Below are 431 nucleotides of genomic sequence, written 5' to 3' on the forward strand. Positions count from 1 at the left end.
GCGTCGTCTGCACGACGTGCTCAGCCGGCCCTTCGAGGAACAGCCCGGCGCCGAAGCCTTCACCCGCCGCCCGCCGGACTGGGGCAAACACCTGGAGATCAGCTGCTCCTCCTGAGGCGGTTATAAGCTCAGCGAAAAGCGATCTAGCGGCGCCCCGGCGGTATTGCTCCCGGTCATTGACCGGGGCCGGGCGCCGCTCGCATCCTCGGGCCTTTCTGCCCACAAGGATGCTCGAACGATGAAACTGGAAACCCTGGCCATTCACGCCGGCTACAGCCCCGACCCGACCACCAAGGCCGTGGCCGTGCCGATCTACCAGACCAGCTCCTACGCCTTCGACGACACCCAGCACGGCGCCGACCTGTTCGACCTGAAGGTCGCCGGCAACATCTACACGCGCATCATGAACCCCACCAACGCGGTGTTGGAGG

General features: G+C 65.9%; 2 protein-coding genes. Both read left to right on the forward strand.

All coding sequences use genetic code 11. From position 1 onward, the window contains the following. A partial coding sequence (locus tag J5M58_RS28175; protein ID WP_243432576.1) for a hypothetical protein occupies positions 1-115 on the forward strand: 115 nt, incomplete at its 5' end. A 123-nt stretch (positions 116-238) separates the two neighbouring features. Continuing rightward, a partial coding sequence (locus tag J5M58_RS27210; RefSeq protein ID WP_207880568.1) for a PLP-dependent transferase occupies positions 239-431 on the forward strand: 193 nt, incomplete at its 3' end.

The organism is Pseudomonas sp. 32_A (genome assembly GCF_017490905.1).
Lineage (GTDB): Bacteria > Pseudomonadota > Gammaproteobacteria > Pseudomonadales > Pseudomonadaceae > Aquipseudomonas > Aquipseudomonas inefficax.